Here is a 24858-nt window from a genome sequence, read left to right as displayed (position 1 = left end):
TCACGGCACCGGGACGCGCTCGACGCGGATGGAGACGACCTCCTCGCGCGGCACCACGACCTCGTAGGCGCCGTGGTCGACCATCCAGTAGCCCAGCGCCTCGGCCTTCATCCCGCTGTGGCCGGTGTAGGCGATGTGCAGGCCGTCCTCGTCCTCGTCCAGGACGATGCACGGCTCGCCGCCGAACGCGCCCACGGTGCGCACCAGCACCAGCCACTCCAGCTCCGTACGCGCCACCGTGCGCCGCCAGTAGCCGGAGGCCGCCTCGAACCCGTCGAGCTCCTCCTCGCTGAACAGCACCACCTGCTCGTCCGGACCCAGCGCGGCAGGCAGCGTGCGCTCGCCGAAGCGGGCCACGAACCCGGAGGCGACAGGGATCAGCTCGTCGTTCATGCGGCCGGCCGCCACGTGAGACCGTCGTACTCGGCGAAGGGCCGTTCGCCCTCGGGGGTGACGTGCACGATGCTCGCGCCCGCCGGGATTGGCATCGGCGTCGTGTGGAACTGCGGCACCACGTGCTCGCGCGAGGTGGTGAACCCGTTGCCGGCGAACGGCGGCGCGTCACTCCAGTCGCCGCCCATGTGCGGGCCGTAGGGCACCGCGTAGGTGTCGACGTCGCGTGCCTGCCAGCGCATCACGTAGAGCTCGGGCACGCCGGCCGTCAGCTCCGAGCCGTCGAACGACAGGTCGAGGCCGTAGTAGAGCTGCTCGGGCGTGGTCAGCCTGGCGCAGTCCTGCACCCGGTAGACGAAGCCGGAGATGACCGTGCGCTTGCCCGCCAGATAGGGCACCAGCAGACGCGGCGGGACCACCTTCTGCATCTGCGTTCCGCTCATGATGACCACTTTACGGTCGCTCGACCCCGAGCACCCGATGTTCAAGGCATGGCAAGGTCGCGCGGGCGGCCGCGGTGGCCTCCGGATCGAGCTCCACGACCTGCACGCCCGGCGGCGTCCCCAGGTCGGCGCGGACCACGCCCAGCGGGTCGACCAGCATGCTGCGCCCCACGCCGTAGCCGTCGCCGGACTCGGCGGGGTTGGGCGCCTGGCCTACGGCGGCGGTCCACATGGTGTTCTCCAGCGCGCGGGCGCGCACCAGCGTGACCCAGTGGTCCTCCTTGAGCGGCCCCGACCCCCACGCGGCGATCACCGCGAACAGCTCGGCGCCCCGGTCGACCAGCGCCCTGGTCAGCTCGGGGAAGCGGATGTCGTAACAGGTGACGAGCCCCACGCGGAGCCCGGCGAGCTCGACGACCACCGGCTCGGCGCCCGGCGCGACCAGCTCCGACTCCTTGGCGCCGAACGAGTCGAACAGATGGATCTTGCGGTAGGCGGCGCGGATCCCGCCGTCGGCGCCGATCGCGACGGCGGTGTTGCGCACCCGGCCGTCGCCCGGCTCGAACACCCCGGCGATCACCGCGAGGCCGTGCCGCCGCGCCGCCTCGGCCAGGCCGGTCACGAACGGCCCGTCGAGCGGCTCGGCCAGCTCGGTGATCCGCCTGCCGTAGCGGGTGAGCGTGGCCTCGGGGAAGATCGCCAGGTCGGCGCCCTCCGCCTTGGCGAGGGCGTCGCGGACTCGTGTCAGGTTGGCCGCCGGGTCAGGAGACACCGGGATCTGGCAGAGGGCGATTCTCGTCACGGCCCGACTCTAACTTGTTGGGCACGTACCGGAACCAGGTGAGGCACCGCCAGATCCACTCCAGCGGCCCGTAGCGGAAGCGGGCCAGCCACCACCGGCTGAACAGCCCCTGGACGAGCAGCGTCACCGCCGTCAGCCCGAGCACCGACCAGCGGGTCGGGTCGGCCGCGAGCAGCGGCGCGGCCAGCACGATCACCACCGTGCCGCTCACGTAGTTGGTCAGCGCCATCTTGCCCAGCGGCTCCAGCGCCGCCGACAGCCACGGCCGCAGCACCAGCAGCAGCCCCGTCACGTACGCCGACGTCCCGGCGACCGCGCCCGCCAGGTAGAGCGACCAGTCGCCGGTGGAGTTCCAGGCGGCGGTCAGGAACACGACGGCGAGCACGCTCACCACGAACCCCGGCGCCAGCAGCCGCCGCGACGGCCGCAGCCGCATCAGCCCCATGCCGATCAGGAACGCCGCCGGGATCAGCAGCGGCCCGTTGGAGACGAACGGCGGCGCGTCCTCGATGCCCAGGTAGCCGCCGCCCGACATGACGCTCCACGCCAGCAGCGCCACCCCGAGCAGCAGCGGGAGCAGCCCGCCCGGCAGGAACGAGGCGGGCAGCAGCACCAGCGCCCCGAAGAACGCGTAGTCGGTCAGCACCTCGCCCGGGTACCACAGGTGCTGGACCAGCCCGAACCCCATCAGCCACGCCAGCCGCCTGGCCAGCGCCCACCGGTCGGACCCGCGCAGGAACAGCACGAAGCTGATGCCGAACAGCAGCGAGAAGATCGGGTAGAAGCGGCTCTGGAAGAACGTGTCGACCACCTGGTCGATGCCCGTCTGCGGCTCGTGCGGCGCGTGCTGCCAGGTGTTGACCAGCATGATCCCGCCCACCGCGAACCCGCGGAGGGCGTCGAGCTCACGGATGCGTGCGACGCTGCCCAAGTGAATCACCCTACGGGTAATAGTGTGAGGCTGTGACGGAACCACTTGTCTCCCGGATGCGCTCCTTCGGCACGACGATCTTCGCGGAAATGAGCGCGCTCGCCACCCGCACCGGCGCGATCAACCTGGGCCAGGGCTTCCCCGACACCGACGGCCCGGCCGCCATGCTCGACCGGGCCGTGCACGCGATCCGCTCGGGCGCCAACCAGTACCCGCCGGGCCCCGGCGTGATGGAGCTGCGCCAGGCCGTCTCCGAGCACCGCCGCGAGCACTACGGCCTGTCCTACGACCCGGCCGGCGAGGTGCTCGTCACCGTCGGCGCCACCGAGGCGATCGCCGCCGCCGTCCTGGCGCTGTGCGAGCCCGGCGACGAGGTCATCGCGTTCGAGCCGTACTACGACTCCTACGCGGCCTCGATCGCGCTCGCCCAGGCCCGCCTCGTCGGCGTCACGCTGCGGCCCGTGGCCGGCCGCTTCACGTTCGACCCCGCCGAACTGCGCGCCGCCGTCACCTCCCGCACCCGGGCGATCCTCGTCAACTCCCCGCACAACCCCACCGGCACCGTGCTCACCCGCGACGAGCTGACCGTCATCGCCGATCTGTGCCGCGAGCACGACCTGATCGCCATCACCGACGAGGTGTACGAGCACCTCACGTTCGACGGCGTCGAGCACGTGCCCCTGGCCACGCTGCCCGGCATGCGCGAGCGCACCGTGATGATCTCCTCGGCGGGCAAGACGTTCTCCGTCACCGGCTGGAAGACCGGCTGGGTGTGCGCGCCCGCGCCGCTCGTGACCGCCGTGCAGTCGGTCAAGCAGTTCCTCACCTTCACCGCGAGCGCGCCCTGGCAGGTCGCCGTCGCCTACGGGCTGCGGCACGAGGGCGCCTGGGTGGCCGCGCTGCGCGACTCCCTCCAGGACAAGCGCGACCGGCTGATGGAGGGCCTGGCGGCGGCCGGGTTCGAGGTGTTCGGGCCGGCCGGGACGTACTTCGTGCAGACCGACATCCGGCCGCTCGGCTTCACCGACGGGCTCGCCTTCACCCAGCGGCTGCCCGAGCTCGCCGGCGTGGTCGCCATCCCCACGCAGGTCTTCTACGAGCACCCCGAACGCGGCCGGCACTTCGTCAGGTTCGCCTTCTGCAAGAAGGACGAGGTCATCGACGAGGCCGTGACCCGGCTCAAGCGCCTGTCGGCCTGAGCCGGGCCGGCCCCGGCCGGTCTCCTCAGCCCCGGTCGACGTCGTCGACCTCGTCGACCTCGTCAGCCCTGGTCGTCCGCCGCCAGGTCCACGATCGCCGCCACCGGCCCGCCGCCCGACGGGCCCTGGTGCACGGCCGCCACCGACACGAACACCGCCGGATCGCCCGTGACGGCCGCGGCCACCCCGCCCACCGCGGCCTTGATCTGGCGGTGCCAGTGCACGTCGGAGTCGTCCAGCATGATGTTGCGCCGCCCCCGCACCCGCCCCGACGGGTCGGCCTCGCACTTCATGAACACGTTCACCAGCCGCCCGCCCAGGTCGGAGTGGTGCGGCCGGTCCGGCAGCGCCAGGCCGGCGTCGCGGATCGCCGCCCAGATGCCGTCGGCGTCCAGCGCATCGCGCATCACCGCGTGTCCCGCCCGATAGCGCCCGCCGATGCCGCGCACGTTGCCCACCAGCACGATCTGCGCCCGGTCCAGCTCCACCCCCGACGAGCACGACGCCACCGACGAGTAGAGCGACAGGTCCTTGTGGATCTGCTCCGCCGACGGCATCGCGATCTCCCCGAGCGCCACCGCCACCCCCAGCGCCGTGGTCGAGTTGGACAGGTCCATCGACGGGCCCGTCTCCTCGATCGCGGTGTCCTGGCCACGCTCCCGCGCCTCGGTGATCGTCGCCAGCGTCAGCAGCGGCGTCTTCGTCTGCACGTAGTGGACGTCACGCGGGTCGTCGATGCCGGCGAGCTTCATCGCCTCGCGCACCCCCGCGGCCACCTTCTCCACCATGGCCGGCCTGCCGATGTCCTCCGGCAGGATCACCTCGCTCATCGCCACCCCGACCGACACGCGCGGCTCGTCCGACGGCACCGCCCGCGCCGGGTCGAGCGTCGCGAAGATCGTGGCGTGCGGGCTCAGCACCCCGTCGGTGCCGCCCGACCACACCAGCGGCACGCTCTCCGGCGCCGGATGCCCCCGCGACGCCAGCACCTCACGGAAGGCGCGGTCGGCCAGGATGCGCGTGTAGTCGTTCACGCCGCCGTTGCCCTCGGTCTTGCCCACCACGGCCAGCACCCGGTGCGCCTCGATCACCCCGTCGTCGATGAGCCGCGCCAGCCCCGACGCGTCGGTCACGCTCTCGATCGGCACCTTGCGCACTTCGATCGGATCCGGCATCCGCCCGCCCCTTCCCGCCACGTCGATCGGCATACCCAGCCTGACGCTAGTGACGCCGCCGCACGGCCACACCGGCAATGTGTGCCAGTAGGGTCCAGGTGTGATTCGTGAAACCGTCGCCAACGGGATCAAGCTGACGTACCGCGAAGAAGGCGACCCGGCCGCGCCGGCGCTCGTGCTCCTGCACGGGCGGACCGCCGACCACAACGACTGGAACGGCATCACCCAGCACCTCGCCCGGCGCCACCACGTGCTCGTACCCGACCTGCGCGGCCACGGCGCCAGCGACCGGCCCGGCACGTACGCCATCCCCGACATGGCCGAGGACGTCGCCGGCCTCCTCGACGCCCTCGGCATCGACCGCGCCGTCGTCGTCGGCCACTCCCTCGGCGGCATGGTCGCCTACCACCTGGCCATGAACCACCCCGGCCGCGTCACCCGCCTCGTCATCGAGGACTCCGCCGCCCCCGAGCCCATGCACGGCCGCGCGCCGCTCGTGGAGGACGACTCCACCGGCTTCGACTGGCGCATGATGCACGACACCGAACGGCAGTTCGTCGACCCCGACCCGGCCTGGCTCGCCGGGCTCGCCCGGATCACCGCCCCGACGCTCGTCATCTCCGGCGGCGCCGCCAGCCCCTTCCGCGCCGACAGCCTCGCCGCCCGCATCCCCGGCGCCGCCCTCGTCACCATCGAAGCCGGCCACCTCGTCCACGTCACCAACCCCAAAGCCTTCAAAACGGCCCTGGACACCTTCCTCTCTGCCTGACCCCCGCCCTACGAGCGCCCACCCCGTCGCCTGGCCCTCCAGCCCACCCCGACCCCGGGCCCGTACGCACCACCGGCCTACCGAACGCCCCGCCGCTCACCCCGGGGGAGTACTGCACCGCCCCCTTGGGGGCGCGCCTTCGGACTGGCGCGGCGGCTCCACAGGCGTGCGGCGGCGGCTCCGGGGTCGCGGAAGTGGCGCTCGGGCAGTGCCACGGACGGCGGCCCCCGGCAGGCGCTCCCTTTTCGAGGTCAGCCCGGCGTGCTGCGGAGGGGCGGTGCCGTGGAGGCGGTACGGGGTCAGGTGAGGCAGGCGCGGAAGACGGCGGTGAGCCGTTGGACGACCTTGTCGCGGGGCGTCGTCGTGGCCGGGCCGAAGAGCTGGCGGAACTGGCCGCTGCCCATGACGATCGCCGTGGCGATCGTGGCGCGCAGCTCGGCGTCCTCGCCCGGCAGGCGGTCGACGAGCGGCTCCAGGATGGCGGTGCGGACCCGGTCCTTGGTGATGCTGCGGATCTCGGGGCTGGACCCGGACCGGGTGAGGGTGGCGAGCACCGGGCTGTCGGCCTCGCAGCCGAGCCGGTCGGCGACGTACTCGGCGAGCCGCACGGCCAGGTCGTCGCCTTCGTCGAGCACGCCGGGGAAGCGCCCCTGCTGGGCCAGCACCTCGGCGAACAGCTCCCGCTTCGACCCGAAATATCGGTTGATGAGCGCGACGTTGGCGTTCGCCTCGGCGGCGAGCATGCGCATGGTCACCTCGTCGTAGCCGTGCTCGGCGAACAACCGGCGGGCCGCGTCGAGGATGCGCCGCCGGGTGCCCTCCCGGCTCCTTGGTTCCACGATGACGACAATAGGGGGCCCGCCAAGCGCCCCAGGCCAACGCGACGCGGGAATACTGGCCGTTATCGCCCGCCTTGGACTGTGTGACCGTAATGTCATAAAGATCCGTCAGGGTGGGAAGGGTGGGTACGAAGCTCGGCGATCACATGCGGGAGCGGCTGCGGACGTTCGGGCTGACGGCTCCCTCGATCGCGCAGTCCGCCGTGGGCTCGGCCGTGGCGTGGATGATCGCCACGCAGTTCCTCGGGCACACGCGTCCCTTCTTCGCCCCGATCGCGGTGCTCATCAGCGTCGGCATCGGCCTCGGCCAGCGGCTGCGCCGGGTGGCCGAACTCGTCGTGGGCGTCAGCCTCGGCGTCGGCGTCGGCGACCTGCTGGTGGCCTGGATCGGCTCCGGCCCCTGGCAGATCGCCCTCGTGGTGGCGCTGGCCATGGCGACCGCCGTCCTGCTCGACAGCGGCGCGCTGTTCGCCGCGCAGGCCGCCTCCTCGGCCGTGCTCGTCGCGGCGGTGGTGCCCGGCGACGACATGGGCGGCTTCGACCGCATGCTCGACGCGCTCACCGGCGGCGTCGTCGGCCTGGCCGCCGTGGCGCTCATGCCCGCCAGCCCGCTGACGATCGCAGCCAAACACGCCTCCGGGGTGCTCGACGCGCTGTCCACGGCGCTGGAGCAGGCGGCGGTGGCGATCGAGAAGCGCGACGCCGACCTGGCCGCCGAGGCGCTGGAGGAGGCGCGCGGCACCCAGGCGGCGGTGGAGGAGTTCGAGCAGGCGCTGCAGACCAGCAAGGAGATCATCATGATCTCCCCGATGCACTGGCACCGCCGCGCCAGGCTCGCCCGGTACGAGACCGCCGCCGAGCCCGTCGACCACGCGCTCAGGAACGCCCGCGTGCTGGCCCGCCGCACCCTGGCCGCGCTCGGCGAGTACCCGCCGCCCCCGCCCGCGCTGGCCGACTCGCTCCGTGAGGTGTCGGAGGCGGCGCTGCTGCTGCAACTGGAGCTGGGCGCGGGCCGCGAGCCCGTGCTGGCCAGGCAGGCGCTGCTGGCCGTCGCCACCCGCCAGCGCCCCGAACGCCTGGGCTTCTCCGCCGACGTGATCGTGGCCCAGCTCCGCTCGATCGTGGTCGACCTGCTCCGGGCGACGGGCACCGGCGAGGAGGAGTCGACGGCCGCCCTGCCCCCCGTGAACGTCCCACCCCGCCCCTGACCCTCCCGTCCCTCGCTGCCCCGTCTGCCCACTGACCATCCCTCCCGGGCCGTCCCTCTCTGACCCGTCCGGCCCTGACCCCGTCTCACGGCCGCACGCCATGGAGTCGTCGTACGGGATCGGCGGCGTGAGCCTGGTGGGCGGGGCGGGAGGGGGCGCGGGTAGTCTCGGACGCTGTGCCGAGCATTCCGCAACCCCTGGACCCCGACGACGACGGCGGCGTCGCGCCCGCCGTGGCCGCCGCGCTGGACGACTACCAGCGGGGTGCGGCGGGCCCCGACCGGGTGCTCAACGCGCTCACCGGCGCCCGCCTCCTGGTGCCCGTCGTGGCCCTGCTCACCGAGTCCGAGGTGGGCGAGCACGGCCTGCGGCAGGAGAAGGAGAGCGAGATGGCCCTGCCCAAGCTCGTCGGCAAGGACGGCAGGCAGGCGGTGCTGGCGTTCACCGGCACGGAGGCGCTGATCAGGTGGCGTCCCGACGCCCGGCCGATCCAGGCGAGCACGCTGCAGGTGTGCCGGGCGGCCGTGGGGGAGGAGGCGGCGGCGGTGGTCGTGGACGTGGCGGGCCCGGTGACGTTCGTGATCGAGGGTGACGTGCTGCGGGCGCTGGCCGCCGTCGAGTCCGGCACGCTCGACCAGCTCCCCGGCGTGACCGTCGCCCGCGTCGAGCCGGTCGCCCGACGCCGCTGGTTCCGCCGCCGCACGAACTGAGCCCGCACGAACTGAGCCCGCGCGGACGGGACGCGGGTCAGGAGCCCGACTCCGACCACTCCTGCTCCTCCTGGTCGACCATGGACACGCGACTGCCCTCGATGTACCGGGCGAGGGGCTCCAGCAGGACGGGCACCAGCACGAAGGTCGAGAGGACGACGGCGATCCTGGTGAATTCGTCCCCGCCCATCTGGAAATCCTCCGACGGCCGGGCCCGCGCCCGCAATAGTGTCGGGCCGTGCTCGCACTGCTGGGGGTGCTCGGCCTCGTCGCCGGTCGCTACGTCAGGACCCTGGCCGGCGCCTTCGCCCCCGACCCCGCCGACCATCGGGCCGAGGCCCGCGCCGCGCTGCGCGCCCTCGTGCGCACCGTCCCGGTCCCGGCCTGGCCGCCCCTGCCCGAGGTGGTCACCGCGGTCGTGACCGTGCTCGTGGCCTGGCGGGCCGGCCTGCCGTACGTGTACGCGGCGGTGGCGGGGACGGCGCTGGCCTTCGTCGACTGGCGCACCAGCCGCCTGCCGGACGTGATCACGCTGCCGTCGTACCCGATCCTGGCGCTGACGCTGCTGCCCACCGGGGAGCTGCCCAGGGCGCTGCTCGGCGGGCTCGCGCTGGCCGCCGCGTACGGCGTGCTCTGGTTCGTCAGGCCGGCCGACCTGGGGCTGGGTGACGTCAAGCTGGCCGGGCTGATCGGCCTGGCGTGCGGGGCGCTCGGCTGGCAGGCGTGGGCCGTCGCGGCGCTGGGCGGGCAGTTCCTGGGCGCCCTGTACGCGGTCGTCCTGCTGGCCACCCGGCGCGCGACACGCGCGACCCAGTTCCCGTTCGGGCCGTTCATGCTGCTCGGCGCCCTGGCCGGGCTCTGTCTCGGTGGATGAACGCCGGACATCCCACTGGGCCGCGCATGGAAGACTTGGAGGCATGTTGCGCTGGTTGACTGCCGGAGAGTCTCACGGCCCCGAGCTCGTTGCCGTTCTGGAAGGCCTGCCCGCCGGGGTCGAGGTGACCACGGCCGCCATCGACGAGGCGCTGCGCCGGCGCCGCCTCGGCTACGGGCGCGGCGCCCGCATGAAGTTCGAGCAGGACGAGGTGACGATCGTGGGCGGGGTGCGGCACGGCCGCACCATGGGCAGCCCCGTCGCCGTCCGCATCGGCAACACCGAGTGGCCCAAATGGGAGAAGGTCATGTCGGCCGACCCGGTCGACCCGGCGGAGCTGGAGGGCCTGGCGCGCAACGCGCCGCGCTCGCGGCCCCGGCCGGGCCACGCCGACCTGGCCGGCATGCAGAAGTACGGGTTCGACGACGCCCGCCAGGTGCTCGACCGGGCCAGCGCCCGCGAGACGGCGGCCCGCGTCGCGCTCGGCGAGGTGGCCAGGCGCTTCCTCAAGCAGGCGCTCGGCGTCGACATCGTCAGCCACGTCACCTCGATCGGCGACGCCGTCACGCCGGCCGACGAGCTGCCCGGCCCCCATGACCTGGCTCGCGTCGACGCCGACCCGGTCCGCTGCGCCGACCCGGCGGGCAGCGCCGCCATGGTCGAGGTGATCGACCGGGCGCACAAGGACGGCGACACGCTCGGCGGCGTCGTCGAGGTGCTGGCCTACGGCCTGCCGCCCGGCCTGGGCAGCTACACGCACTGGGACCGGCGCCTCGACTCGCGGCTGGCCGGCGCGCTCATGGGCATCCAGGCGATCAAGGGCGTGGCCGTCGGCGACGGCTTCGAGACCGCCCGCAGGCCCGGCTCGCGGGCCCACGACGAGATCGCCTACACCACGGGCGACGGCGTGCGGCGCGTCACCAACCGGGCGGGCGGCGTCGAGGGCGGCATGACCAACGGCGAGATCCTGCGCGTCAGCGCCGCGATGAAGCCCATCTCGACCGTGCCCAGGGCGCTGGCCACGATCGACGTCAAGACGGGCGAGGCCGCCAAGGCCCACCACGAGCGCTCCGACGTGTGCGCGGTCCCGGCGGCGGGCATCGTCGCCGAGGCGATGGTGGCGCTGGTGCTGGCCGACGCCGCGTTGGAGAAGTTCGGCGGCGACTCCGTGGAGGAAGTCGCCCGCAACCTGTCCGGCTACCTCTCATCCATGGTGATCAAATGACCAAGGCCGTGCTGATCGGCCCGCCCGGGTCGGGCAAGACCACTCTCGGCCGCCTTCTCGCCGAGCGGCTCGGCGTCGCCTTCCGCGACACCGACGCCGACGTCGAGGCCGTCGCGGGCAAGCCCGTCAGCGAGATCTTCATCGACGACGGCGAGGAGCGCTTCCGCGAGCTGGAGCACGAGGCGGTGCGGCGGGCGCTGGCCGAGCACGACGGCGTCCTGGCGCTCGGCGGCGGCGCCGTGCTGCACGAGGAGACGCAGGCCCTGCTCGCCGGCCACCCGGTCGTCTACCTTCAGGTCGGCCTGGCCGACGCGGTGCAGCGGGTCGGCCTCGCCTCGGCCAGGCCGCTGCTCGTGCTCAACCCGCGCAGCCAGCTCAAGCGGCTGATGGAGGAGCGCCGGCCCGTCTACGAGCGCCTGGCCGTGCTGACCGTCGACACCGGCGGGCGTGAGCCCGACGAGCTGGCCGACGAGATCCTGAAGGGCCTGGGGGCATGAGCGTGACGCGGATCGCCGTGCGCGGCGACAGCCCGTACGAGGTCGTCGTCGGCACGGGCGTGCTCGGCGAGCTGCCGGGGCTGTTCAGGCCCGGGGTGCGCACGGTGGCGGTGATCCACCCGGAGAGCCTGCCGGAGATCTCGCGGCCGGTGTGCGCGGCGCTGTCCGACGCCGGGTTCGACGTGGTCGCGCTGCCGGTGCCCGATGGCGAGCAGGCCAAGACCGTCGAGGTGGCCGCTCAGCTCTGGTCGGCGCTCGGCCGCCACGGCGTCACCCGCTCCGACGCGGTCGTCGGCGTGGGCGGCGGCGCGACCACCGACCTGGCCGGGTTCGTGGCCGGGACGTGGCTGCGCGGCGTGCAGGTCGTGCTCGTCCCCACCACGCTGCTGGCGATGGTCGACGCGGCCGTCGGCGGCAAGAACGGCATCGACACCCCCGAGGGCAAGAACCTGGTCGGCACCTTCCTGCCTCCGGCGGGCGTGCTGTGCGACCTGGCGACGCTGCCCAGCATGCCGCGCGCAGACTACGTGGCCGGCCTCGCCGAGATCATCAAGGGCGGCTTCATCGCCGACCCGCGGATTCTCGAGCTCGTCGAGGACGACCCCGACGCCGCCACCAGGCCCGAGGGCCGCCACACCCGCGAGCTGATCGAGCGCAAGATCCAGGTCAAGGCCGACGTGGTCGGCGCCGACCTGCGCGAGGCCGGGCTGCGCGAGATCCTCAACTACGGCCACACGCTCGCCCACGCGATCGAGCGCGCGGAGAGCTACCGGATGCGCCACGGCGAGGCGGTCGCCATCGGCATGGTGTTCGCCGCCGAGCTGTCCCGGCTCGACGGCCGCGTCGGGCCCGACCTGGTCGAGCGCACCCGCGCCATCCTGACGTCGGTCGGTCTGCCCACCGCCTACCCGGCCGACGCCTGGCCGAGGCTGCGCGACCACATGCGCCTCGACAAGAAGAACCGCGGCGCCAAGCAGCGCTTCGTCGTGCTCGACGGCCTGGCCCGGCCCGGCCGGCTGGAGGACCCGCCCGAGGAGCTTTTGGAAGCCGCCTACCGTGCCGTCGCGCGTGTCACCGGGCATTAACGTGTGTGGGCCACTACAGTCGTGGCCCACGCCGCGGCACGACGAAAAAGCGGAGATGAACAGCAGGTCATGAGGCATTACGGCTCCTTCGTGGCGCTCGGTGACAGTTTCACCGAGGGCTTGAACGACCCCGGTACCAACGGCCACTACCGAGGCTGGGCCGACCGGGTCGCAGAACGGCTCGCACAGGACGATCCGTCGTTCCGCTACGCCAACCTGGCGGTGCGCGGCAGACTGCTTGACCAGATCGTCACCGAGCAGGTCCCCGCGGCCGTGCAGATGGCTCCTGACCTGGTCAGCCTCTGCGCCGGCGGCAACGACCTGCTGCGGCCGGGCAGCGACCCCGACGTGATGGCCAAGCGGCTGGCGGGAGCGGTGCGCGAGCTGCGCTCCTGCGGCGCCGACGTGCTGCTGTTCACCGGCGTCGACCCGCGTGACATGCCGCTGATGCGGCGGCTGCGCGGCCGGTTCGCCGTCTTCTACCTGCACGTGCGCTCGATCGCCGACCTCTACGGCTGCCACCTGGTGGACCAGTGGTCGATGCAGGGCCTGCGCGACTGGCGGGCGTGGAGCGAGGACCGCCTCCACATGAACGCCGACGGTCACCGGTTGGTGGCCGCCCGCGTGCTCGACATCCTCGGCGTCCCGTTCGACGACTGGCACAAGTCGTGGCCGGAGCGGGCCGTGGATCCGCGCGCCCGCCGCAAGGAGGACGCCCAGTGGATGCGCGAGCACCTGGTGCCGTGGGTGTCGCGCCGCCTGCGCGGCGTCTCCTCGGGCGACGGGCTCGCGCCCAAGCGGCCGGAGCTGTCGGTCTGGTCCTGACCGCCCGCCCGCTCACCTGACGATCCCGTACGGCATCCGTACGGGATCGTGTCATTCGGCGGCGAGCCGCTTGAGGGCGGCGCGCGGGACGGCCGGGTCGGTCGTGCGCCAGAACGGCGGGAGCGAGCCCAGCAGGAAGCCGCTGTAGCGGGCGGTGGCCAGCCGGGGGTCGAGGACGGCGATGACGCCCTTGTCGTCCTGGGAGCGCAGCAGGCGGCCGGTGCCCTGGGCGAGCAGGAGCGCGGCGTGGGTGGCGGCCACGGTCATGAAGCCGTTGCCGCCGCGGGCGGCCACGTGGCGCTGCCGGGCCGAGGTGAGCGGGTCGTCGGGGCGCGGGAACGGGACGCGGTCGATGATGACCAGCCGCAGCGACGGGCCGGGCACGTCGACGCCCTGCCAGAGCGACAGCGTGCCGAACAGGCAGGTCTTCTCGTTCTCGGCGAACTGCTTGACCAGCAGCATGGTCGAGTCGTCGCCCTGGCACAGCAGCGGCACGTCCAGGCGCTCGCGCAGCGCCTCGGTGGCGGCCTTGGCGGCCCGCATGGAGGAGAACAGGCCGAGCGTGCGCCCGCCCGCGGCCTCGATCAGCTCGGTGATCTCGTCGAGGTAGGCCTGGGGGAGGCCGTCGCGGCCGGGCTGGGGCAGGTGCTTGGCGACGTAGAGGATGCCGGCGCGCGGGTGGTCGAACGGCGAGCCGACGTCCATGCCCTGCCAGCCCTTGTCGCCCAGCCCCCACTGCCGGGCCATGCCGTCGAACGTGCCGCCGAGCGCCAGCGTGGCGGAGGTGAGCACCACGGTGCGGTCGCCGAACAGCTTGTCGCGCAGCATGCCGCCCACGTTGAGCGGGGCGACGCGCAGCATCGGCGGGCGGCGGTCGGTGCCGGCCTCCAGCCACACGACCTCGGCCCGGTCGGCCTCGGAGGCGTGGCCGTAGGCCTCCAGCATGCGCACGGCGGTGTCGTGGACCTCGTCGAGCGCGGTGAAGGCGGCCTTGCGCTGCCCGGCGCGGTCGGGGTCGTCCTTGTCGCCGCCGCGCGGGCCGAGCGCGGTCAGGCAGCGGGCGGCGCTGTCGCGCACCAGCGCGAGCGTCAGGCCGAGCACCTCGGGCAGCTCGTCCACGCGGCCGGGCGGGGCGGCGGCCAGCAGCGCCTTGAGGTCTTCGCCGGCCTCCAGGAGCTGGTCGGCGATGGGCTGCTCGATGAGGCGGCCCACCCGGCGCACGGCCAGCGACACCGAGCTCTCCGACAGCTCGCTCGTCACCACCGAGGTGACCCGGTCGACCAGCTCGTGCGCCTCGTCGACGACGACGAGGTCGTGCTCGGGCAGCACCGGCAGGTCGCCCATGGCGTCGATGGCCAGCAGCGCGTGGTTGGTGACGACGACGTCGACCTCGCCGGCCCGCGCCCTGGCCAGCTCGGCGAAGCACTCGGCGCCGCTGGGGCAGCGGGTGGCGCCCAGGCACTCCTGGGCGCTGACGGAGAACTGCCGCCAGGCCTGCTCGCTCACGCCGGGCACCAGCTCGTCACGGTCGCCGGTCTCGGTCTCGTCGGCCCACTCCTGGATGCGCTGGACCATGCGGCCGGTCGCGCTGACCTCGCGCGGGTCGAACAGCTGGTCCTGCTCGTCGTCCTCGGGCCAGCCGGCGGTGGCCTTGTAGCGGCACAGGTAGTTGCGGCGGCCCTTGAGGATGGCGAACGTCGGCTCGTGCGGCAGCTCCTTGGCCAGCGCCTCGGCCAGCCGGGGCAGGTCGCGGTCGACGAGCTGGCGCTGCAGCGCGATCGTGGCCGTGGAGACGACCACGGGGGTGTCGGTGTCCATGGCGTGCCGGATCGAGGGCACCAGGTAGGCCAGGGACTTGCCGGTGCCGGTGCCCGCCTGGACGGCCAGGTGCTCCTCGGCCTCGATGGCCTGTTGCACGGCCTTGACCATGCTGATCTGGCCGTGGCGTTCGCTCCCTCCGAGAGCGTCGACCGCGATGCTGAGCAGTGAGTCCGCTGACGGGAGATGGGAGTCCGGCACGGCAGTAAACGCTACCCGCATTCCGAGGTCGCCGCGCCGAACGCGGTGTGATCGGCCATACGCATCCCGGCGTTCGCGGGCCCGTCCGCCGTCGCCCGTGGCACACTGGCCGTCGGTGCTCCAACTGGTCGTGGAGTGACCTGCGGGGGTGTCGGTGGAGATGGTTTTGTAGGCTTCTCCGGGGTTGAGTGGACGTATTAGGGCTGGATGTGCAGGATGTCTGCCATGTCGGAAGTTGTCCCGTTGCCGTCGTTCGGCGAAGTGTTCTTCGATGCCCGAGGCCAGGAGCGGTGTCTCCGTGTCACCTGGCACGAGGGCACGCTGGTGCTCAGCCTGTGGCGGGGGGAGATGTGCACGGCGAGCTTCCGCATGCCGATGGACGACGTCGGCCGGCTGCTCGACACCCTCGACGACGGTTTCGCCGAGGCCACCGGTGAGCAGCCCGCCGTGCCCGCCCAGGACCCCGGGACCGAGGTGATCCCCGGCACCGGGACCTACCACCGGCCGCCGCAGACCGGCCAGCACCAGCCGGCCCCGGACGACCGGCCCGCGGCCTCGCTGTCGCCCAACGACGTGCTCGTGGCCCGGGGCAACCCGGCCCACCAGGACAAGCTCGTCGCCTCCTACGGCGACACCCGCGAGCAGCAGCGCCAGCCCTTCTCCGGCCCGCAGTACAGCGACCCGCTGACCGGCCCGGCCCCCGCCGAGCCGTTCACCGGCCCGCAGTACACCGACAGCGGCTACAGCGACCCGCTGTCCGGCCCCCACTTCACGCAGGACCAGCAGCCCTTCACCGGCCCCCAGTACGCCGAGGAGTCGCCCACCGCCTCCACCGGGCCCGTCTACCAGCTGCCCGGCGACCGCCCGCCGCCCCTGTCGACCGACCCGCTCGGCTTCCCGTCCCAGGCCAGTACTCCGTACCAGAGCGACTCGTACCAGGCCGACTCCTATCAGGCCGGGTCCTACCAGAACGAGCCGTACCACTCGGGTGAGACCTACCGGCAGCCCGACCCGTACCCGCAGCACCAGGCCGACCCCTACGCGGGCCGGCAGGCCCCCAGCCGCCCCCAGCCGCCCGTACAGGCCGCCGCCGGGCTCGGCACCCCGATGCACGGCATCCCGGGCGCGGGCCGCCGCCAGGACCCCTTCCAGGACCGCGCGTACGGCCAGGAGCCGTCCTACGGCCAGGACCCGGGCTACGGGCAGAGCGGCGGTTACGGGCAGGACCCCGGTTACGGCCAGGATCCCGGCTACGGGCAGGGCGGCGGTTACGGGCAGGACCGGGCCGACGGGCGCACGCCGCCCAATCCGGTCGACCCGCTGCTCGCCCTCGGCAAGCAGGCCGAGCCGTACCACCCGCAGGACTCCGACATGACCCGCCCGTACGTCGGCGACCCGATGTTCTCCACCGGCGAGCGGCTGCGCCCCGAGCAGCAGCCGTACGACGATCGCGGCGAACGTCGCGAATGGTGATCGCCACCCACTAGCGGCGTTTCCTACACTTGGCCCGACAAATTGGGCGCCATATGTGGAGGAGCCGCCGGTGAACCCGTCGACTGGCCTGCAACTGCTGCTGCTGGCCGGAGGCGCCGTCGCGCTCGCGGCCGTGGCCCGGCGCAAGGGCTGGCCCGCGCCGCTGCTGCTGGTCGCGGCCGGGCTGCTCGTGTCGCCGCTGGTCCCGGCGGTGCGGCTGGACCCGGAGCTGGTGCTCTACGTGTTCCTGCCGCCGCTGCTCTACTCGGCCGCGTTCGACAGCTCCTACCTGCGGCTGCGTGACGCCCGGGGCCCGGTGGCGCTGCTGTCGGTCGGCCTCGTGCTGTTCACCACGGTCGTGGTGGGCCTGGTCGTGCACCTCATGCTGCCCGCCGTGCCGCTGGCGGCGGCGTTCGCGCTCGGCGCCGTCATCGCGCCGCCCGACGCGGTCGCCGCCGTGGCCGTCGGCAGGCGGCTCGGGCTGCCGCGCCGGACGCTGACCATCCTCATCGGCGAGAGCCTGTTCAACGACGCCACCGCGCTGACCGCCTACCGGGTGGCGATCGCGGCGGCCGTCGGCGGCAGCATCGACCTGCTGGAGGGCGGCTGGCAGTTCCTCGTGGCCGCCGCCGGGGGCGTGCTGATCGGGCTGGCGCTGGCGTACGCGTTCGCCTGGCTGTTCCGCCACACGCGCGACTCGCTGGTCGAGAACACGCTGATGCTGCTCATCCCGTTCGCCGCCTACCTGGCGGCCGAGAGCGTGCACGCCTCCGGGGTGATCGCCGTCGTGATCGTGGGGCTCCATCTGGGCAACCAGATGCACCTGCGCGGGTTCGGCACCCGGCTGGTGTCGGACTCGGTGTGGAAGGTCAGCGACTTCTTCCTGGAGACGATCGTCTTCGCGCTGATCGGGCTGCAGCTCGTCACCGTGGTCGAGGGCATCGTCGGCTACAGCCCGTGGGAGGTCGCGCTCTACGCGCTCGTGGTGTTCCTGGTGACGGTCGCGGTGCGGTTCGCCTGGGTGTTCGCCGCCGCCCACCTGCCGCGCCTGTTCAGGCGGGGGTACGAGGCGCCCTCGCCGCAGCAGCTCACGATCGTCGGCTGGGCGGGCATGCGGGGCGTGGTCTCGCTGGCCGCCGCGCTGCTCATCCCCGACATCCCGGACCGCGAGATCCTGCTCTTCCTCACCTTCACCACCGTGATCAGCACGCTGCTCGTCCAGGGCCTGACGTTCCCGGCCCTGATCAGGCGGCTGCGCGTGTCGAGCGAGCAGGAGCTGTACGAGGACCGCCTCGCCGAGGCGTCGGCCCAGCAGGCGGCGCTGGAGGCCGGCCTGGCCGAGCTGGACCGCCTGGTCGCCGCCGAGGGCGAGCCGGACGAGATCCAGCGGCAGGTCATCGACCAGCTCAGGGAGAAGTCCTGGCGGCGCTCCCTGTCGGCCTGGGAGCGCCTGGGCGGCGGCACCGGCCACGGCGGCGCCGAGACGCCCAGCGCCCTCTACAGGCGGCTGCGCCGCGACATGCTCCAGGCCGAGCGGCAGGTGTTCGTCCGGCTGCGCGACGAGCGGCGGCTGGACGACGAGGTGCTGCGCGAGGTGATGGCCCAGCTCGACTTCGAGGAGGCCATCCTGGAGCGTTAGCCCATCGAGCTGTCGACGAAGCACCACCGCCACTTCTCGTTCGGCTCGAACGACTGCACCACCGGGTGGCCGGTGCCGTGGAAGTGCGCGGTCGCGTGCTTGCCGGGCGAGGAGTCGCAGCAGCCCACGTGGCCGCACTCCAGGCAGCGCCGCAGGTGCACCCAGCGGCCACCGGAGGCCAGGCACTCCTCGCAGCCCTCAGGAGTGCGCGCCTGCGGGTCGTCAGCCTGGGAAAGATGCTCACACATAGCCATGAACCGATCCTATTTCGGGCCGGACGGCCGCCGGATGCCGGGCGCCGTGCCGCCCCAACCGGCGGCCTGTTGGGTAGGGTCGAGATATGTCTCGCCCACGCAGCCGCTTCGTGCCCCTGCTCGCCTTCTCCGCGTTCGTGTTCGCCGCCGGATGCGGTGAGGTGAACGACACGATCGACCGGGCCCAGGCCTGTCTCGAAGCTCCCAAGATCGTCGGAGAGCTGACCGCGCAGCTCACCTCCCTGGCCAACGACCCGCAGGCCATGGAGAAGGCCCTCGACAGCACCGCCACCAAGCTCGGCGAGGTCGCCGACGGCGCGGCCAACACCACGCTCAAGGAAGCCACCGACAAGCTGGCCGGCACGCTGGCCGGCATCAACGTCCAGAACGCCAACGACGCGGTCGACGCCGTCCAGAAGGTCGGCACCGACACGGCCGCCTATCTGGAGAAGGTCGCCACGGCCTGCACCGGAGGCTGAATCCCGGTTTCTCTAGGGAGAATAGGTACGAACTACCGTTTTTCTCATGGAGCCCGACCCGCGTTTCACCCTCGCCAACGAACGCACGTTTCTCACCTGGCTGAGCACCGCCCTGGCGCTGAGCGCGGGCGGCGTGGCCATCGCGGCGGTGCCCGCCGACGTGTTCGTCCCCTGGCTGCGCACGGTGCTCGCGGTCGTGCTCGTCACCCTGTCGGCGCTGGCCGCGGGCCTGGCCTACCCGCGCTGGCGCAACATCCAGCGCGCCCTGCGCGCCGAGGCGCCGCTCCCGCCGCCCGCGCTGGCCGCGGTCTTCGGCTACGGCGTCGCCGCCGTGGCCGTGCTCGCCCTCGTCCTCATCCTGCTCGCCGCGTGAGGGCCAAATCGCGCATGCCGTCCCGTCCGGCGTCGCGGGCAGGGAGGTGAGATGTCGGAGGAGATCTGGGACCGGGGGCTGCAGAGCGAGCGGACGCGCCTGGCCTGGGTGCGCACCGCCGTGACGCTGGCCACCGGCGGCCTGGGCGCCACCGGTCTGGCCGCCCGCGCCGGGCTGCCCCTGCCCGCCCTGGCCGCCTTCGCGCTCGCCGCGCTGTGCGGGGCCGTCCTGCTCATCAGGACCGGCGTCCGCTTCCGGCGCGTCCAGCAGGCGCTGCACGGCGGCCGCCCGCTCGACAACGGCGCCGACGCGCTGCTCGCCTGGCTCGGCACCCTCGCCGTCGTCGCCGGCGCCCTGACCTTCGTCATCGCCGTTCGCTGACCCCGCTTGCGGGTACTCCGTCGGCAGGCGGACACTCGAAGTGAGGAGGTGACCTCCATGGACGAAGAGCGCAGGATCGTGCCCTTCGAGTGCCGGAGCTGCTGGCATGTCTGGGAAGAGGACTACCTCGTCCGGCACGTGCCGGGGCGGCACGGAGCCGAGAGCGAGGTGTGGATGCGCGGGGGAGTGGCGGTGCCGCCGCCCGCGCCGAGCGGCGTCGTCTGCCCGCGCTGTGGCTGCCAGGGGGCTGTCATGTTCCCCGACGGCTACCTCGCCCACCATCCGGAGCTGGTCGAGTCCGGCGAACCCGCGCCGCCCGACCCCACCCCGCTGCTGAGCCCGGTGCCCAAACGGTTCTATTGACTCCCTAACATGACGGAGGGTGAGCTTTCCCTAACGGAAGGTGTCACAAGGCCCATCTTGCCGGTGGTGTGAGCCGGGCGGACACTCGGTGCGGATGGCGGTCCGTTACCGGGGGGGTGGTCCTGGTGCACGATGGTTTCGACACTCATCAGCTGTGGCCCTACGAGTGCCTGCGGTGCTGGCACGTATGGGAAGCGCGCTACACGGTCAGGCGGCTCGACGACGGGCACGGTCACACCGTCGAGGTGTGGCTGAGCAACGGCGTCCCCGTGCAGCCTCCCTGGGCCGGGGCGTGCTGTCCCGGCTGTGGAGCGTTCCACGTGACCTCGTTCCCGCCGGGCTACCTCAGCCGGCACCCCGAGCTGGTCCCGGCGCCCGAACCGGCGCCGGTTCCGGCGCCCCCGCCCGTCGAGCCGCTGCCCGCGGTCACGTCCGCGCCCGCGATGCGGCCCAGGCGGCTGCTCCTCGGGCTCGGCGTGCCGGTGCTGCTGATCGCCGGGTACGAGCTCTACCGGGTGGTTCTCGCGGTCGCACACACCAACTAGCGGCCGTGCCGACCAACTGGCGGCGTACGCCGGCCGGCCGGTGCGCGGCCGGCCGGCGTACGCCTGCCGGGAGGGGCGGGCCGCCTCAACGGGGAGGCGGCCCGGCGGAACGGAGAGGCCGCGCGGTGCTCAGCTGAGGCTGTCGAGCCAGGCGCGGTGCAGGCTCGCGAACCGGCCGGAGGCGGCCACGAGCTGGTCGGGCGCGCCGTCCTCGACGATCTCGCCCCGCTCCATGACCAGGACCCGGTCGGCGATCTCCACCGTCGACAGCCGGTGCGCGATGATCAGCGCCGTGCGGTCGGCCAGGATCGTGCGCAGCGCCCGCTGGACGAGCCGCTCGCTCGGCACGTCCAGGCTGGACGTCGCCTCGTCCAGGATCAGCACGGCCGGATCGGCCAGGAACGCCCGCGCGAACGCGACGAGCTGCCGCTGCCCCGCCGACATGCGCCCGCCGCGCTTGCCGACCTCGGTCTCGTACCCGTCGGGCAGCGCCGAGATGAACTCGTGCGCCCCGATCGCCATGGCGGCCTCGCGCGCCTCACGGTCGGACGCGTCCGGCCTGCCGAACCTGATGTTCTCCATCACCGTGCCGCTGAACAGGAAGTTCTCCTGCGTCACCATGACCACGGCCCTGCGCAGCGTGGCCTCGTCCAGCGTGCGCAGGTCGACGCCGTCGAGCAGCACCCGCCCGGCCGTCGGGTCGTAGAAGCGGGAGATCAGCTTGGCCAGCGTGGTCTTGCCGGCCCCGGTCGAGCCGACCAGCGCCACGCTCTGCCCGGCGGGGATGGTCAGGTCGAGCCCCGGCAGGATCGGCATCTCCTCCACGTAGGCGAACCGGACCCCCTCGAAGCGCACCGCGCCCCGCGCCTCGGCCAGCGCGTGCGGCTCGCGCGGCTCGGGCACCGCGGGCTCCTCCTCCAGCACGCCGGACAGCTTCTCCAGCGCCGCGCTCGCCGACTGCAGCGTGTTGTAGAACTGGCTGATCTCCTGCATCGGCTCGTAGAAGCCGCGCAGGTAGAGCAGGAACGCGGTGAGCACGCCGACCGTCACCTCGCCGTGGAAGGCCAGGTAGCCGCCGTAGAACAGCACCACCGCCACGGTCACGTTGCCGATCAGCTTGATCCCCGGCATGAAGATCGCGATGAGCTTCATGGCCCGGACGTTGGCCTGCCGGTAGTCGTCGTTGAGCTGCTGGAAGATCTCCTGGTTGCGCGGCTCGCGGCGGAACGCCTGCACGGCGCGGATGCCGGTCATCGACTCCACGAAGTGCACGATGACCAGCGCCACCGTCTCGCGGGTGCGCCGGTAGACGAGCGCCGACTGCCGCCGGAACCAGCGGGTGAACAGCAGCAGCAGCGGCAGCGGCACCAGCGCCACCAGCCCGAGGTGCACGTCCAGGACCAGCAGCAGCGCCGCCGTGCCGAACATCGTCAGCACCGCCGTCACCAGCCCGTCGAAGCCCGACTGCAGCAGCTCGGCGATGGCCTCGATGTCGGAGGTGAGCCGGGAGATGACCCGCCCCGAGGTGTACTTCTCGTGGAAGCTCAGCGACAGCCGCTGGAAGTGGTCGAACACCCGGCGGCGCAGCTCCAGCAGGATGTCCTGGCCGATGCGGCCCGACAGCTTGAGGAACCACTGCCGGGTCACCGCCTGCGTGGCCGCCGCCGCCAGGATCACGCCGACGACGGTCAGCAGCGTGCCCGGCCCGGTGCCGCGCAGCATCGGCGGGATGCCCGCGTCGATGCCGACCTTCACCAGGTACGGGATCGCCAGCCCCGCCGCGTTCGACACGACGATCACCGCGGTGAGCAGCGCGATCGCCTTGTGGTGGGGTTTCAGCAGGTCACCGAGGAGCTTGCGGGAGCGTGCCCGCAGCAGCCCGCTGACCTTGTCCGTCAGCTCGTCCTGGTCCTCCGAGGCGACCCCGCGCCAGGTCGTCGTCGCGGTCATCGCAGCGCTCCTTCGGACGGGTCGAGGTCGGCGTCCTGGGCCAGCAGCTCGCGGTAGGCCGGGACCTCGTTGAGCAGGTCCTGGTGACGGCCCACGTGCGTGATCGTGCCGCCGGACAGCAGCGCGACCTTGTCGGCCAGCAGCACCGTGGAGGCCCGGTGCGCGACCACGATGCCGGTCGCCTCGCGCAGCACCTCCCGCAGCGCCTCCTCCACCAGCGCCTCGGTCTCCACGTCGAGCGCGGACAGCGTGTCGTCCAGCACCAGGATGCGCGGCCTGCTCAGCACGGCCCGCGCCAGGGCCAGCCGCTGCCGCTGCCCGCCGGACAGCGACAGGCCCTGCTCGCCGATCCGCGTGTCGAGGCCCCACGGCAGGTCGTACACGAACATCGCCTGCGCGGTGCGGATCGCGGCGGCGAGCTCCTCCTCGGTGGCGTCGTGGCGGCCGAGCGTCAGGTTCTCGCGCACGCTCATCGAGAACAGCGTCGGCTCCTCGAACGCCGTGGCGACGATCGAGCGCAGCTCGGGCAGCGCCAGCTCGCGTACGTCGCGGCCGTCGATGGTGACCCGCCCGGCCGTGACGTCGAGCAGCCGCGGCACGAGCGCCGTCAGCGTCGTCTTGCCCGACCCGGTCGCGCCCACGATCGCGACGGTCTCGCCGGGCCGCACGTCCAGCCAGACGTCCCGCAGCACCGGCCGGTCCGCGCCGGGGAAGCGGAACTCCACGCCCTCCAGCCGGAGGTGGCCGCGCGGCCGTTCGATCGCCGCCTGCCCGCCCACGATGTCCGGGACGGTGTCCATGACCTCCAGCACCCGGTCGGCGGCGGTCATCGACTCCTGCGCCATCGCCAGGATGAAGCCGAGGCTCGCGATCGGCCACACGAGCTGCAGCACCAGCGTGGTGAACGCGAGCAGCGCGCCCAGCGTCAGCGCGCCCTGGCCGACCGCCAGCGCGCCCAGCAGCAGCACCAGCGCCAGCGTGAAGTTCGGGATCATCTCCAGGAACGTGAAGAACCGCGCCGACAGCCGCACCTTGCCCATCGAGGTGGCGTGCAGCTTGCGCGCGGACTCGTCGAACGTCTCGTACACGTGGTGGCGGCGGCCGAACGCCTTGATCGTCCGGACGCCGATCGCCGCCTCCTCGACGAACGTGGCCAGATCGCCCTGCTCGTCCTGCACCTGCCGGGAGATCTTGATGTAGCGCTTCTCGAACCGCAGCGACAGCAGCACGATCGGCACCGCCGAGCCGGCCACGAGCAGCCCCAGCGGCCAGTAGAGGTTGAGCAGCAGTACGGTCACGGTCACGAGCTGCAGGATGTTCATGACCAGGAACAGCATGCCGAAGCCGAGGAAGCGGCGGATCGTCGACAGGTCCGTGGTCACCCGTGACAGCAGCTGACCCGACTGCCACTCGCCGTGGAAGCTCATCGGCAGCCGCTGCAGGTGCGCGTACACGTCGTCGCGGATGCTCGTCTCCAGGCCGAGCACCGGCCCGGTCTGCGTCCACCGGCGCAGGAACGTGAGAAGCGCTTCGACGACGCCGAGCCCGAGCGCGATCAGCCCGAGCGTGAGCAGCGCGCCGGAGTCACCGGTGCGCACGGGTCCGTCGACGACCCGCTCGCCGACGAGGGGCAGCGTGATGCTGACGCCGATGCCGGCGATCGCGGTCAGCCAGATGAAGATCAGCTTGCCGACATAGGGGCGGAGATAGTGCCTCATCCGCCAGAGGGAGATGGATTCGAGCAGGGGACGGCCAGGGGAGCTCGTATCTGGAGGCATTCCTCCAAGGCTAGTACGGCCGATCAACCCATTTTCGGGCGGTGAGGAGGTCGTGGCGGGCATGGCAGGGTGGCGTGGCAGGGTGGTCCCATGAACGAGACAGACCTTCGTCACCTGCGCCGATGCGCCGAACTCGCCGCCGAGGCGCTGGCCGCCGGCGATGAGCCGTTCGGCTCCCTGCTCGTCTCGGCCGACGGCGCCGTCCTGCTGGAGGACCACAATCACGTGGTGGCCACCGGCGACCACACCCGCCACCCCGAGTTCGAGATCGCCCGCTGGGCGGCCGCCCACCTCACCCCCGCCGAACGCGCCGCCGCCACCGTCTACACCTCCGGCGAGCACTGCCCGATGTGCGCGGCCGCGCACGGCTGGGTGGGCCTGGGCCGGATCGTGTACGCGTCCTCGTCGGAGCAGCTCGGGCAGTGGCTCGCCGAGATGGGCGTCGCCGGGCCGCCGGTCCGGCCGCTCGGCATCCGGGAGGTCGTCCCGGACGCGGTGGTGGACGGCCCGGCCCCGGACCTGGCTCCCCAGATCCGCACCCTCCACCGCCGCTTCCACGGCCTGACTTGACCGGACAGTTTGCAGTAATCGGAGCGGGAAGTTCGAAATGTCCGGGAGGGAATGGCGGA

At 72.7% G+C, this 24858-nt stretch carries 28 protein-coding genes; 17 read left to right on the top strand and 11 right to left on the bottom strand.

Going from position 1 to position 24858, the window contains the following annotated elements; translation table 11 throughout:
* Genes AB0J53_RS06025 through AB0J53_RS06010 form a run of 4 tightly spaced genes read right to left on the bottom strand, consistent with a single transcriptional unit; the run spans position 1 to position 2569 of the window.
* Complete coding sequence (locus AB0J53_RS06025; protein WP_219506640.1) at positions 1 to 393, bottom strand: hypothetical protein; 393 nt, start codon at positions 391 to 393, stop codon at positions 1 to 3.
* Positions 390 to 836 (bottom strand): hypothetical protein, encoded by a 447-nt coding sequence (locus AB0J53_RS06020; protein ID WP_364168978.1) that lies wholly within the window; start codon positions 834 to 836, stop codon positions 390 to 392. Before AB0J53_RS06020 ends, AB0J53_RS06025 begins: the two co-directional genes overlap by 4 nt.
* Before the next feature lie 10 nt (positions 837 to 846).
* The gene (locus AB0J53_RS06015) at positions 847 to 1638 is read right to left on the bottom strand and encodes a carbon-nitrogen hydrolase family protein (RefSeq protein WP_219506638.1); all 792 of its coding nucleotides are present in this window, start codon (positions 1636 to 1638) and stop codon (positions 847 to 849) included.
* Positions 1598 to 2569: a DUF418 domain-containing protein gene (locus tag AB0J53_RS06010; protein WP_364168976.1), complete on the bottom strand. Its 972-nt coding sequence runs from the start codon at positions 2567 to 2569 to the stop codon at positions 1598 to 1600. The genes AB0J53_RS06015 and AB0J53_RS06010 overlap by 41 nt, the downstream gene beginning before the upstream one ends.
* A 32-nt stretch (positions 2570 to 2601) precedes the next feature.
* Here AB0J53_RS06010 and AB0J53_RS06005 point away from each other — a divergent pair, with 32 nt between their 5' ends.
* Positions 2602 to 3768 (top strand): pyridoxal phosphate-dependent aminotransferase, encoded by a 1167-nt coding sequence (locus tag AB0J53_RS06005; RefSeq protein ID WP_219506634.1) that lies wholly within the window; start codon positions 2602 to 2604, stop codon positions 3766 to 3768.
* A 62-nt stretch (positions 3769 to 3830) separates the two neighbouring features.
* Here AB0J53_RS06005 and AB0J53_RS06000 read toward each other — a convergent pair whose 3' ends face one another.
* Positions 3831 to 4943: a ring-opening amidohydrolase gene (locus tag AB0J53_RS06000; protein WP_364168974.1), complete on the bottom strand. Its 1113-nt coding sequence runs from the start codon at positions 4941 to 4943 to the stop codon at positions 3831 to 3833.
* A 100-nt stretch (positions 4944 to 5043) separates the two neighbouring features.
* Here AB0J53_RS06000 and AB0J53_RS05995 point away from each other — a divergent pair, with 100 nt between their 5' ends.
* The gene (locus AB0J53_RS05995) at positions 5044 to 5712 is read left to right on the top strand and encodes an alpha/beta fold hydrolase (protein ID WP_364168972.1); all 669 of its coding nucleotides are present in this window, start codon (positions 5044 to 5046) and stop codon (positions 5710 to 5712) included.
* 299 nt (positions 5713 to 6011) lie between these two features.
* Here the strand turns inward: AB0J53_RS05995 and AB0J53_RS05990 are convergent, their stop codons facing one another.
* Entirely contained in the window at positions 6012 to 6551 is a 540-nt protein-coding gene (locus AB0J53_RS05990) for a TetR family transcriptional regulator (protein ID WP_364168970.1), read from the bottom strand.
* A 122-nt stretch (positions 6552 to 6673) separates the two neighbouring features.
* Between AB0J53_RS05990 and AB0J53_RS05985 the strand changes: the two genes are divergently transcribed.
* The gene (locus AB0J53_RS05985; protein ID WP_219506626.1) at positions 6674 to 7759 is read left to right on the top strand and encodes an FUSC family protein; all 1086 of its coding nucleotides are present in this window, start codon (positions 6674 to 6676) and stop codon (positions 7757 to 7759) included.
* A 176-nt stretch (positions 7760 to 7935) separates the two neighbouring features.
* Complete coding sequence (locus AB0J53_RS05980) at positions 7936 to 8469, top strand: SseB family protein (protein WP_357589444.1); 534 nt, start codon at positions 7936 to 7938, stop codon at positions 8467 to 8469.
* Positions 8470 to 8506: 37 nt separating this feature from the next.
* Here AB0J53_RS05980 and AB0J53_RS05975 read toward each other — a convergent pair whose 3' ends face one another.
* Complete coding sequence (locus AB0J53_RS05975; protein WP_364168967.1) at positions 8507 to 8659, bottom strand: hypothetical protein; 153 nt, start codon at positions 8657 to 8659, stop codon at positions 8507 to 8509.
* Positions 8660 to 8707: 48 nt separating this feature from the next.
* Between AB0J53_RS05975 and AB0J53_RS05970 the strand changes: the two genes are divergently transcribed.
* The 5 genes from AB0J53_RS05970 (at position 8708) to AB0J53_RS05950 (ending at position 12975) form a co-directional block, all read left to right on the top strand.
* Complete coding sequence (locus AB0J53_RS05970) at positions 8708 to 9343, top strand: A24 family peptidase (RefSeq protein WP_364168965.1); 636 nt, start codon at positions 8708 to 8710, stop codon at positions 9341 to 9343.
* A gap of 43 nt (positions 9344 to 9386) precedes the next feature.
* Positions 9387 to 10568, top strand: a complete 1182-nt coding sequence (gene aroC, locus AB0J53_RS05965; protein WP_364168963.1) for a chorismate synthase — start codon at positions 9387 to 9389, stop codon at positions 10566 to 10568.
* Positions 10565 to 11065 carry a shikimate kinase gene (locus AB0J53_RS05960; RefSeq protein ID WP_364168961.1) on the top strand — a complete coding sequence of 167 codons (501 nt, stop codon included), beginning with the start codon at positions 10565 to 10567 and terminating at the stop codon, positions 11063 to 11065. Before aroC ends, AB0J53_RS05960 begins: the two co-directional genes overlap by 4 nt.
* Positions 11062 to 12150, top strand: a complete 1089-nt coding sequence (aroB, locus tag AB0J53_RS05955; RefSeq protein WP_364168959.1) for a 3-dehydroquinate synthase — start codon at positions 11062 to 11064, stop codon at positions 12148 to 12150. The genes AB0J53_RS05960 and aroB overlap by 4 nt, the downstream gene beginning before the upstream one ends.
* A gap of 69 nt (positions 12151 to 12219) precedes the next feature.
* A complete protein-coding gene (locus AB0J53_RS05950; RefSeq protein WP_219506616.1) occupies positions 12220 to 12975 on the top strand; it encodes an SGNH/GDSL hydrolase family protein in 756 nt (251 codons plus the stop codon).
* 51 nt (positions 12976 to 13026) lie between these two features.
* On the opposite strand, the gene AB0J53_RS05945 is transcribed toward AB0J53_RS05950, so the two are convergent.
* On the bottom strand, positions 13027 to 14994 hold the full coding sequence (locus AB0J53_RS05945; RefSeq protein ID WP_364168957.1) for an ATP-dependent DNA helicase: 1968 nt from the start codon (positions 14992 to 14994) through the stop codon (positions 13027 to 13029).
* 225 nt (positions 14995 to 15219) lie between these two features.
* Between AB0J53_RS05945 and AB0J53_RS05940 the strand changes: the two genes are divergently transcribed.
* Together AB0J53_RS05940 and AB0J53_RS05935 are read left to right on the top strand one after the other, a co-directional pair.
* Positions 15220 to 16467, top strand: coding sequence for a hypothetical protein (locus tag AB0J53_RS05940; RefSeq protein WP_364168955.1), 1248 nt, complete (start codon positions 15220 to 15222; stop codon positions 16465 to 16467).
* A 70-nt stretch (positions 16468 to 16537) separates the two neighbouring features.
* Entirely contained in the window at positions 16538 to 18106 is a 1569-nt protein-coding gene (locus AB0J53_RS05935; protein ID WP_364168953.1) for a Na+/H+ antiporter, read from the top strand.
* On the opposite strand, the gene AB0J53_RS05930 is transcribed toward AB0J53_RS05935, so the two are convergent.
* Positions 18103 to 18360: a UBP-type zinc finger domain-containing protein gene (locus AB0J53_RS05930; RefSeq protein WP_219506612.1), complete on the bottom strand. Its 258-nt coding sequence runs from the start codon at positions 18358 to 18360 to the stop codon at positions 18103 to 18105. The two genes, AB0J53_RS05935 and AB0J53_RS05930, sit on opposite strands and share 4 nt — an antisense overlap.
* 86 nt (positions 18361 to 18446) lie before the next feature.
* Here AB0J53_RS05930 and AB0J53_RS05925 point away from each other — a divergent pair, with 86 nt between their 5' ends.
* The 5 genes from AB0J53_RS05925 to AB0J53_RS05905 all read left to right on the top strand — a co-directional run bounded on the left by AB0J53_RS05925 (position 18447) and on the right by AB0J53_RS05905 (position 20501).
* Positions 18447 to 18839 (top strand): hypothetical protein, encoded by a 393-nt coding sequence (locus AB0J53_RS05925; RefSeq protein ID WP_219506611.1) that lies wholly within the window; start codon positions 18447 to 18449, stop codon positions 18837 to 18839.
* 46 nt (positions 18840 to 18885) lie between these two features.
* A complete protein-coding gene (locus tag AB0J53_RS05920; protein ID WP_219506609.1) occupies positions 18886 to 19212 on the top strand; it encodes a DUF202 domain-containing protein in 327 nt (108 codons plus the stop codon).
* Between the two features lie 51 nt (positions 19213 to 19263).
* Positions 19264 to 19593 (top strand): DUF202 domain-containing protein, encoded by a 330-nt coding sequence (locus tag AB0J53_RS05915; RefSeq protein WP_364168950.1) that lies wholly within the window; start codon positions 19264 to 19266, stop codon positions 19591 to 19593.
* Positions 19594 to 19650: 57 nt separating this feature from the next.
* Entirely contained in the window at positions 19651 to 19956 is a 306-nt protein-coding gene (locus AB0J53_RS05910) for a hypothetical protein (RefSeq protein WP_364168948.1), read from the top strand.
* Between the two features lie 125 nt (positions 19957 to 20081).
* Positions 20082 to 20501, top strand: coding sequence for a hypothetical protein (locus AB0J53_RS05905; protein WP_364168946.1), 420 nt, complete (start codon positions 20082 to 20084; stop codon positions 20499 to 20501).
* A gap of 129 nt (positions 20502 to 20630) precedes the next feature.
* On the opposite strand, the gene AB0J53_RS05900 is transcribed toward AB0J53_RS05905, so the two are convergent.
* Both AB0J53_RS05900 and AB0J53_RS05895 read right to left on the bottom strand, forming a co-directional pair.
* Entirely contained in the window at positions 20631 to 22451 is a 1821-nt protein-coding gene (locus tag AB0J53_RS05900) for an ABC transporter ATP-binding protein (RefSeq protein ID WP_364168944.1), read from the bottom strand.
* A complete protein-coding gene (locus AB0J53_RS05895) occupies positions 22448 to 24169 on the bottom strand; it encodes an ABC transporter ATP-binding protein (protein WP_219511378.1) in 1722 nt (573 codons plus the stop codon). Before AB0J53_RS05895 ends, AB0J53_RS05900 begins: the two co-directional genes overlap by 4 nt.
* Positions 24170 to 24319: 150 nt before the next feature.
* On the opposite strand from AB0J53_RS05895, the gene AB0J53_RS05890 reads away from it, so the two are divergent.
* Positions 24320 to 24799, top strand: a complete 480-nt coding sequence (locus AB0J53_RS05890) for a nucleoside deaminase (protein WP_357589427.1) — start codon at positions 24320 to 24322, stop codon at positions 24797 to 24799.
* Positions 24800 to 24858 lie beyond the last annotated feature (59 nt).

The organism is Nonomuraea sp. NPDC049725, assembly GCF_040674795.1.
In the GTDB taxonomy this organism is placed as follows: Bacteria; Actinomycetota; Actinomycetes; order Streptosporangiales; family Streptosporangiaceae; genus Nonomuraea; species Nonomuraea ceibae.
The sequence above is the reverse complement of the archived record's forward strand: the minus strand, read 5'-3'. Positions and strand labels throughout refer to the sequence as shown.

Excerpts from the sequence above, each read along its gene's own strand:
- AB0J53_RS06025 (WP_219506640.1), bottom strand. The coding sequence starts at position 393 with ATGAACGACGAGCTGATCCCTGTCGCCTCCGGGTTCGTGGCCCGCTTC.
- AB0J53_RS06020 (WP_364168978.1), bottom strand. The coding sequence starts at position 836 with ATGAGCGGAACGCAGATGCAGAAGGTGGTCCCGCCGCGTCTGCTGGTG.
- AB0J53_RS06000 (WP_364168974.1), bottom strand. The coding sequence starts at position 4,943 with ATGCCGGATCCGATCGAAGTGCGCAAGGTGCCGATCGAGAGCGTGACC.
- AB0J53_RS05975 (WP_364168967.1), bottom strand. The coding sequence starts at position 8,659 with ATGGGCGGGGACGAATTCACCAGGATCGCCGTCGTCCTCTCGACCTTC.
- aroC (WP_364168963.1), top strand. The coding sequence starts at position 9,387 with ATGTTGCGCTGGTTGACTGCCGGAGAGTCTCACGGCCCCGAGCTCGTT.
- AB0J53_RS05960 (WP_364168961.1), top strand. The coding sequence starts at position 10,565 with ATGACCAAGGCCGTGCTGATCGGCCCGCCCGGGTCGGGCAAGACCACT.
- aroB (WP_364168959.1), top strand. The coding sequence starts at position 11,062 with ATGAGCGTGACGCGGATCGCCGTGCGCGGCGACAGCCCGTACGAGGTC.
- AB0J53_RS05950 (WP_219506616.1), top strand. The coding sequence starts at position 12,220 with ATGAGGCATTACGGCTCCTTCGTGGCGCTCGGTGACAGTTTCACCGAG.
- AB0J53_RS05940 (WP_364168955.1), top strand. The coding sequence starts at position 15,220 with ATGTCGGAAGTTGTCCCGTTGCCGTCGTTCGGCGAAGTGTTCTTCGAT.
- AB0J53_RS05930 (WP_219506612.1), bottom strand. The coding sequence starts at position 18,360 with ATGGCTATGTGTGAGCATCTTTCCCAGGCTGACGACCCGCAGGCGCGC.
- AB0J53_RS05925 (WP_219506611.1), top strand. The coding sequence starts at position 18,447 with ATGTCTCGCCCACGCAGCCGCTTCGTGCCCCTGCTCGCCTTCTCCGCG.
- AB0J53_RS05920 (WP_219506609.1), top strand. The coding sequence starts at position 18,886 with ATGGAGCCCGACCCGCGTTTCACCCTCGCCAACGAACGCACGTTTCTC.
- AB0J53_RS05915 (WP_364168950.1), top strand. The coding sequence starts at position 19,264 with ATGTCGGAGGAGATCTGGGACCGGGGGCTGCAGAGCGAGCGGACGCGC.
- AB0J53_RS05910 (WP_364168948.1), top strand. The coding sequence starts at position 19,651 with ATGGACGAAGAGCGCAGGATCGTGCCCTTCGAGTGCCGGAGCTGCTGG.
- AB0J53_RS05900 (WP_364168944.1), bottom strand. The coding sequence starts at position 22,451 with ATGACCGCGACGACGACCTGGCGCGGGGTCGCCTCGGAGGACCAGGAC.
- AB0J53_RS05895 (WP_219511378.1), bottom strand. The coding sequence starts at position 24,169 with ATGAGGCACTATCTCCGCCCCTATGTCGGCAAGCTGATCTTCATCTGG.
- AB0J53_RS05890 (WP_357589427.1), top strand. The coding sequence starts at position 24,320 with ATGAACGAGACAGACCTTCGTCACCTGCGCCGATGCGCCGAACTCGCC.